Annotated in this window: 8 protein-coding genes and 1 tRNA gene; 5 read left to right on the top strand and 4 right to left on the bottom strand. The window is 46.2% G+C overall.

The annotated features are described in order from the left end of the window. The 4 genes from GBV73_RS09725 to GBV73_RS09710 form a co-directional block, all read left to right on the top strand. Positions 1 to 426 (top strand): zinc ribbon domain-containing protein (locus tag GBV73_RS09725; RefSeq protein WP_152881030.1); only part of this gene is annotated, 426 nt, incomplete at its 5' end. A gap of 42 nt (positions 427 to 468) precedes the next feature. Beyond that, positions 469 to 642, top strand: a complete 174-nt coding sequence (locus tag GBV73_RS09720) for a site-2 protease family protein (protein ID WP_371717088.1) — start codon at positions 469 to 471, stop codon at positions 640 to 642. A gap of 71 nt (positions 643 to 713) precedes the next feature. Beyond that, the gene (gene pgiA, locus GBV73_RS09715) at positions 714 to 1,286 is read left to right on the top strand and encodes a glucose-6-phosphate isomerase (RefSeq protein ID WP_152881028.1); all 573 of its coding nucleotides are present in this window, start codon (positions 714 to 716) and stop codon (positions 1,284 to 1,286) included. Positions 1,287 to 1,398: 112 nt separating this feature from the next. After that, positions 1,399 to 3,084, top strand: coding sequence for a methylmalonyl-CoA mutase (locus tag GBV73_RS09710; RefSeq protein WP_152881026.1), 1,686 nt, complete (start codon positions 1,399 to 1,401; stop codon positions 3,082 to 3,084). Position 3,085: 1 nt separating this feature from the next. On the opposite strand, the gene GBV73_RS09705 is transcribed toward GBV73_RS09710, so the two are convergent. The 4 genes from GBV73_RS09705 to GBV73_RS09690 form a co-directional block, all read right to left on the bottom strand. Continuing rightward, positions 3,086 to 5,239 (bottom strand): hypothetical protein, encoded by a 2,154-nt coding sequence (locus GBV73_RS09705; protein WP_152881024.1) that lies wholly within the window; start codon positions 5,237 to 5,239, stop codon positions 3,086 to 3,088. A gap of 3 nt (positions 5,240 to 5,242) precedes the next feature. Then, the gene (locus tag GBV73_RS09700; RefSeq protein WP_371717087.1) at positions 5,243 to 6,031 is read right to left on the bottom strand and encodes an ABC transporter permease; all 789 of its coding nucleotides are present in this window, start codon (positions 6,029 to 6,031) and stop codon (positions 5,243 to 5,245) included. Next, positions 6,024 to 6,962 (bottom strand): ABC transporter ATP-binding protein, encoded by a 939-nt coding sequence (locus tag GBV73_RS09695; RefSeq protein ID WP_152881034.1) that lies wholly within the window; start codon positions 6,960 to 6,962, stop codon positions 6,024 to 6,026. The genes GBV73_RS09700 and GBV73_RS09695 overlap by 8 nt, the downstream gene beginning before the upstream one ends. Positions 6,963 to 7,529: 567 nt before the next feature. After that, positions 7,530 to 7,607: transfer RNA gene (locus GBV73_RS09690), tRNA-Val, on the bottom strand. Between the two features lie 61 nt (positions 7,608 to 7,668). On the opposite strand from GBV73_RS09690, the gene GBV73_RS09685 reads away from it, so the two are divergent. Next, positions 7,669 to 7,898: hypothetical protein (locus tag GBV73_RS09685; RefSeq protein ID WP_152881022.1), on the top strand; the 230-nt coding region annotated here is incomplete at its 3' end.

Genomic DNA, 7,898 nt, shown 5'->3' with positions numbered 1-7,898 from the left:
AAGATTGTTGAACTGGCGGAAAAGTATGGTGGTATTGCTCTTGAAGACTTAACGGAAATCAGGAACACAATAAGGTATTCGGCTGAAATGAACGGTCGCTTGCACAGGTGGAGTTTTAGGAAGCTTCAATCCATTATTGAGTATAAAGCCAAGTTGAAGGGTGTGAGTGTGGTTTTTGTTAATCCTGCTCGCACTTCATCCCTGTGCCCGATATGTGGGGGAAAGTTAAGCCCGAATGGGTATAGGGTTTTAAAATGCGAGTGTGGTTTTGAGGCTGATAGGGATGTTGTTGGGAGTTGGAATATTCGTTTGAAAGCCTTGAAGATGTGGGGAGTCTCCGTTCCCCCCGAAAGCCAGCCAATGAAGACGGGAGGCTGGAAGCCTACCCGTTATGAAATTAACACTTTACACACACTTTACGGGTAGGCAGAACGGATTATTGCACTCGTCCTGCTGAGCTTTGTAAAGGTGTCCTATATCCTCTGGGCATCTCTATACTACACTGCCCTCATAAACTTCCGGCTGGCATTCTTTAACCTTCTACCAATTCCGCCTTTGGATGGGTATAAGGTCTTGAGGTGGAATCCCGGTTACTGGGCAGTAGCCATAGGAATTGCTTTCCTCCTCCAGTCCATCGTTTAGTTTTCACTCTTGGTGATACAAGAGGGAAAGGTTAAAATACACTAAGCCCAACCATCTAACGGGGTGAAGGTATGAAGTATAAAGAGCCATTTGGTGTTAAACTTGATTTTGAGACCGGGGCAATTGAGAACGCGAAGAAAAGCGTTAGGAGGCTAAGCGACCTGAAAGGCTACTTTGTCGACAAAGAAGCCTGGAAGAAAATGGTCGAAGAAGGAGACCCAGTGGTTTACGAGGTCTACGCAATAGAGCAGGAAGAGAAGGAAGGTGACCTCAACTTCGCAACTACTGTTCTCTACCCGGGCAAAGTTGGAAATGAGTTCTTCATGACTAAAGGTCACTACCACGCAAAAATAGACAGGGCAGAGGTTTACTTTGCCCTCAAGGGTAAAGGGGGCATGCTGCTTCAAACGCCTGAAGGAGAAGCAAGGTTCATTGAAATGGAACCCGGAACAATAGCCTACGTTCCCCCATACTGGGCCCACAGGACTGTAAATACCGGTGATGAACCGTTTATCTTCCTCGCGCTATACCCGGCAGATGCGGGTCACGATTATGGCACAATCGCCGAAAAGGGCTTTTCTAAGATAGTGGTTGAAGAGAACGGGAAGGTTGTCGTCAAGGACAACCCCAAGTGGAAGGAGTGAGCCTCTTTTCTATTTTTTGAATGGCTGGATAAAATGTCCAATGGAAAGCTAAACCTTTGAGTATGTAAAAGATTTTTATAGGCTTAAAACGTATCCTCCTATGGTGGTACTAATGACCTTCGATAAAAAAAAGATTGAGGAGATTAAGAAGGCCGAGCAGGAATGGGAAGAAAAGACCGTAAAACCATTCATCCAAAAAGCCCCCGAAAGAAAGGAGAAGTTCATGACAGATGACGGTTTTGAAATCAAGAGGGTTTATACTCCTGCAGACCTTGAAAACTGGGATTATTTGGAAAAGTTAAGCTTCCCCGGCCAGTACCCATTCACCAGAGGAGTTTACGCCACAATGTATAGAGGAAGACTCTGGACAATGAGACAATACGCCGGGTATGCAACTGCTGAAGAATCAAACAAACGTTACAAATACCTTCTCGAGCAAGGGCAGACCGGTTTGAGCGTGGCTTTTGACCTGCCAACCCAGCTCGGTTATGATTCCGATCACCCAATGGCTGAGGGAGAAGTTGGAAAAGTAGGTGTCGCAATCGATTCTCTCTGGGACATGGAGATCCTCTTTGATGGAATTCCCCTCGATAAGGTTTCCACATCAATGACAATTAACGCCACAGCCGCCAATCTTCTGGCCATGTACATCCTCGTTGCTCAAAAACAAGGGGTTCCACCGGAAAAGCTCAGGGGTACAGTCCAGAACGATATCCTTAAGGAGTACATAGCCAGGGGTACCTACATCTTCCCACCAAAGCCCTCCATGAGATTGACAACAGACATTATAATGTACTGTGCTGAAAACGTTCCAAAGTGGAATCCGATAAGCATAAGCGGTTACCACATCAGAGAAGCCGGAGCAAATGCTGTGCAGGAGGTTGCCTTTACACTGGCGGACGGTATCGAGTATGTTAAGGCTGTCATAGAAAGGGGCATGGACGTTGACAAGTTCGCTCCGAGATTGAGCTTCTTCTTCAACGCACACAACAACTTCCTTGAGGAGATAGCCAAATTCAGGGCCGCAAGAAGGCTTTGGGCGAAGATTATGAAAGAGAAATTTGGTGCAAAGAATCCAAGGTCAATGCTTCTAAGATTCCACACCCAAACAGCAGGTTCAACTTTGACTGCCCAGCAGCCCGAAAACAACATAGTAAGAGTTGCTATCCAAGCCCTTGCAGCAGTTCTTGGAGGAACCCAATCCCTGCACACCAACTCATACGACGAGGCTTTAAGCCTTCCAACCGAGAAGAGCGTTAGAATAGCCTTGAGGACACAGCAGATCATAGCTTACGAGAGCGGCGTCGTTGATACAATAGATCCCCTCGGAGGAAGCTATTACATTGAGTGGCTCACCGACCACATAGAGGAAGAGGCCATGAAGTACATCGAAAAGATCGAAGCTATGGGAGGCATGATGAAGGCCATTGAGAGGGGCTACATCCAGAAGGAGATTGCAGATTCAGCTTACAAGTACCAGAAGGAGATTGAGGAGAAAAAGCGCATTATAGTCGGAGTAAACGAGTTTGTCGTTGACGAGCCAGTAGAGGTCGAAATCCTCAAGGTAGACCCAAGCATTAGGGATAAGCAAATAGAAAGACTGAAGAAGCTAAGGAGCACAAGAGACAACAAGAAGGTTGAAGAGGCCCTAGACAAACTCAGAAAGGCTGCAGAGAGTGAGGATGAGAACTTAATGCCCTACATCATTGAGGCACACAAGCACTTGGCAACCCTCGGCGAAGTCACTGACGTCCTAAGGGAAGTTTGGGGTGAATACAGGGCTCCACTTATCTTCTGATCTATCCTATTTTCTTTTCTAAATATACTACAACAGCAAGGAGTATCACAAGTGCCCCAATTATAAGGTATGCCTCTCTTGACTTCAATTCGCTAACTTCTGCTCCTCCGCTCGCTTTTTCAAAGTTTAGGGTGATGTTCCCTTCTCCAATTATTGCCACCGCTATGAAGTCCTCGTAGCTCCTTACGCCGAGTTCTCCTTCGAGGACTTTCCCCCTTCCCTTGAAGGCCCCCTTGAAGTTCGTTGACAGTGGGTCGAAGTTTTCCTTTTCGTTGTTTAGGGTAAAGTAGTACACCCTTAACTCTACATCCCTATCTGAGGAAAGGGAAAATTTCAGCTTTTGACCCCTTAGAGGGGTTGCATTTATTATGAACACCCTCATCCCTTCGCCAAATTCCCTCTTTTTAAGCTCAAAAGTAACGTTCCTCAGCTCGTTGAGATAATCAGACACCAGCAGAACTCCCTCGAAGTAGCCTTCTCCTTCAACCATTATCATAAACTCGCTCTCATTGAACACTATGTAGTCACTTCTTCCCCTCTCTTGCGTCGAGGATGCTATGATCTTTCCCGAGAGGTCCAAGATGTGGAGCCTAAGGTCTTTGCCCTGCCGTATGTACCTCCCGTAGAGGATGGCAATCTTTTCTCCTTCCCACGGCTCAAAGACAAAAGGAGGTGTTATCTCGTTCCCCATCACCCTATAAGGCAACCCTACATGGTGGTGCTCGCTCGTATAGTTGACCTTGGCAAGCCAGTTGTCACCATAGACCGGGAGTATTCCTATCCCGCTGACTTCCAGCTTTAAGGGAATCTCGATGTCGTTAACTGTCACGCTGAAGTTGATGGGCTTATTGAGCATGAAACCCTGCGGTAGGCTTGGAAGCTTTAAAACTAGCGTTACCTGGGCATTTTGAGTAACATCGAGCTCCTTAACCTGAGTGTCCCCATAGTAGAAGTAGGCCTTTATAGGGTCCGGCAACCCCTCAACGCCAAAGCTTGCCTTCCCACTGCCGGTGAGGCTTATCACATAGCTCACGCTTCTCCCAAGTATGCCCTTTGCGTAAGAGTTAACAGCTTTCGCGCTCAGCTCTGCCCTTAATGAGATGGGAAAAGTTGCGGAGTAAGAAGGTGACATAACTCCAACGGTTAAAATCTGCGCTTCTTCCGGAACTTTAAACTCAAGAGAAACCTCTTCGTCGGGTATTATCGTGACGTCGGCAAAATAGGGCTCCCCCACAATGACAGAGTTCTGGTAAATAGACACCCTTCCCGAAAACGCTGTCTTTCCGTCGTTTCTCAGCCATATCTTCAACATGTCCTTTTCCTTCTCAATCCTCGTAAGAGATATCCTTGGCATTTCGAAGTAGAAGCTCTCCTGCTTTATTACGCCATAGTCAACAAGAACCGTGCCCTGAACAGCGTCGGTCTCAAAGACTACTTCCCGCTCTCCCTTTGAGCTGAGGAAGACCTTTCTCCTCTCGAGAGTCATCCCGCTAACCAGGAGCTTAATGGTGACGTTAACGGGGTCCCCATGGTTTCTCAGAAGGACATGAAGCTTTTCATCCTTCCAGATGCGCTCAATCGTTACAAGTTCTTCAGTAGAAGTGACAGTTATGGTTTTTGATAGCTTGGCCTCCTTCAGCATGAAGGTTAGCTGAGTATAGGGGGGAGAAACCTTCAAAGTCAGGCCTTCCCCGGGCTTAAGGACAATAGGCCGCTCCTCTATCTCCACTCCCTGAGCAAGAATCACCAGGGTGTCGTTGATCTCATAATACCCTGTGTTCTCCACCTTTACCCTTACATAGGCATCAAAGGTCTCCACGAGGGATACACTGAAGTCCCTCTTTTTTAGAACCTCAACGCCGGAGTAGTTGCCGCTTAGATGGAGCTTAAGGGTAAGTGTATTCATATCAAGGCTTCCAACGGTGTAGTTTACCCCTTCAAAGAAAACACTCTCGCCGAAGTGCAGCCCTTTGATTAGGCTCGTGTTTTCACTCTCTAACAATAGAAAAACCAGATTCGGATTGTTTTGAGCTACATCAAAGGTTACGATGGTGTCATCAACTATCAAAACCTCATCTATCCCAAGCTCGACAGATAGGGCAAGAGCGTTCCCGACAAAGAGGAGAAGTATGAAAAACGGTAAAATTTTCTTCATGGCTCATCCCTCAAACTCCTTTCTGTACAGTCCCAAAAGCGTAAATATGAGGCTCAACAGGATAACGCTGAGGAAAAACAGAGCACTCATGGATGGGTCTCCCTTATAGGTGTCCAGTCCGGTGTGAAGCGTAAAGCCCCTCTTTAGTAAAACCCCTATCTGATAGCTCAGGTTAAAGCGCTCTGGATTGTCAAAGAAGGGCAGCTGTGGGAGTACGAATTGAGCAGTAAAAACCAATCCAAAGCTTGCGAGAGATGCATAAAGGGGTCTCGAAAGGACAACCGAGAGGAGCATCGAAACTGCCCCAAGGCTTCCGAGGATGATGACCGTAACCCCAAGGGCGAACAGGAAGTCGTCGAAAGTCGCCATAAACCCTTCGAAGCCGGACTTGTAGAGGAGAACCATGTAAACCTGCATCACAAAGTATGGAATACCAAAAATAACGAGCACGGCAGTAATTCCGGAAAGAAACTTGCCTAGGACTATCTCGCTTTTTCTTATCGGTTTCGCGAGGAGAAGTCTTATTGTGCCTTTGTCAATCTCACTCGCGAGCAAATCACTCATGACGATTATAACGACGAGTTGCCCGATCACACTTGCCCAGAAGTTTATTAAAAACTGAGAAATGTTTATCTGGAATGAAATCTCCAGGGCTTTTGCGCTGTATTCAGTTATCTCTTCATGGGTGAAAAAGTAAACTATTACTGGAAGGAGCATTAGGACAAGCATCACCTTAAGCCGTCTCGACTTCAAAAGCCTGTAGACCTCGTTTTGGTACAGAACGCTAATCACTTTCCTCACCTATGCTGAACTTTTCCATGAGGATTCTCTCAAGCGGGCTTGTGTGGGGCTTGAAGAGCTTTAGGCGAATGCCCCGAGAGGTAAGATACTTCGGAAACTGCAGGAAAAACTCGTCAAGAAACCTCGGGTCTACTTTAACTCTGATTATATTTTCCTCCTCCCACACTTCCCTAACGTATGGCTTTTCTCTTAGGAACTCAATTGCCGCCCTGTTGTCTGAGGTAGAAACATCGTAATCGTTCTCCTCTATCTCAGTAAGCTCGCTTATCTTCCCCTGGGCTATCAAACGCCCCTGGTTAATTAAGCCCACGTAGTTGCACATCTTCTCAACTTCGCTCACTATGTGCGAGCTCACGAAAATAGTCTTCCCCTCTTTAGCAAGGGAGAGAATTTTTCCTATGAATTCTATTCTCCCGAGGGGGTCAAGGTTTGCGGTGGGCTCATCAAGGATTAGAAGCTCCGGGTCACCGATTAGAGCCGAAGCAAAAGCAACCCTCTGTTTCTGTCCCGAGGAGAGCTCCTTTATCTTGTTCAGTGCTAACCTTCCAACGCCAACGTACTTCATGAGCTCCTTCGCCTGCTCTCTCGCTTCCTCCTTTTTTAAGCCGGAGAGCCTGCCCATATAAGTCAGAAAGTCAAAAATCGTCATGTCTTCATAGGCTATCGGAACCTCGGGCATATAGCCAACGTTTTTCATTATTTCAACTCTCTTCTGGGGCATCTCCATGCCAAATATTCTAATCTCTCCATAGGTAGGCCTCAAAGCTGCCGTGAGCATTTTGATTGTTGTGGTCTTACCGGCACCGTTCGGCCCCAAAAAGCCATAGACAACCCCTTTAGGGACTTTAAGGTCGAGATGATAAACTATGTTTCTCTTTCCGAAAAACTTCGTGAGGTCTTTGGTTTCTATGACGTATTCCATCTTCAACACCGGACTGTAGATAATGATCTTAACCACTAGAGAATAACCTGAAAGAAGTTATAATGTTTTTGGGTATGAACTATTCCCGGAAGATTCTTTTGCAGTTACAGTATCCTTTATTAGAGGTTGTCCTCTTATAGTTCCCGATTTCCAGTTATGAGTTATAACTTCTTAGTTATAAGTTATAACCGAAGCTAAACTGTCTCACGAACTTTTGAAACAAACCGAAAACTTCCCAGAATAGCGATTTCGAGAAGACAAGCTTTGATCAAACTTCGCGCAGGCAAGCAGGTAAGCAAACTTTTGGAAAAAGTTTGACCAAAAGAGCTCCCTTCTTAATAACAGGCAAAAACCAGTTGTGCACTACTCAAAAGCACTTTTGGAGGGGTTTACTTCCTAAATACGCACTTTCAATCAGGTTTCAATCCAATTTTAGCGTCTACAGGACGCTTTCTCGAGTGAAACTCTCATAAAAGAGCATGTAAACAAGAAACCCCGTTCATTTATTGTAAATCCTTAGAAAAGCACTCAACATTCCGCCAGCGCTTACGCAGGTAAGGGCTGTTATGGTGGGCCCGCGGGGATTCGAACCCCGGACCTTCGCCGTGTGAGGGCGACGTCATAACCAGTCTAGACCACGGGCCCGCCCGAGCGATCACTCATATCTCCTTGGGTTGTGCTTATAAATTTTCCGCCTCACCAGGGCGTGTTTATAGTAACCTTTATTAGGGTTTTTGCTGAATTCTTTCAGGTGGTTGTCGTGATCCCCAGATGGGATCACAGACTCAAAGACCCTGAAAGCGTGGCATTCGCAATTCTTGACGTTTTAGCAGACTTCGAATCAGAAGGAAAGCTGAAGAACCTGCCAAAATCCAAAAAATTTCCAGTAAAAACAATACTGGCAATACTCCTCTTTAAACAATACTACAACCTACC

The organism is Thermococcus sp. 101 C5 (assembly GCF_009372125.1).
In the GTDB taxonomy this organism is placed as follows: domain Archaea; phylum Methanobacteriota_B; class Thermococci; order Thermococcales; family Thermococcaceae; genus Thermococcus_A; species Thermococcus_A bergensis.
The sequence above is the reverse complement of the archived record's forward strand: the minus strand, read 5'-3'. Positions and strand labels throughout refer to the sequence as shown.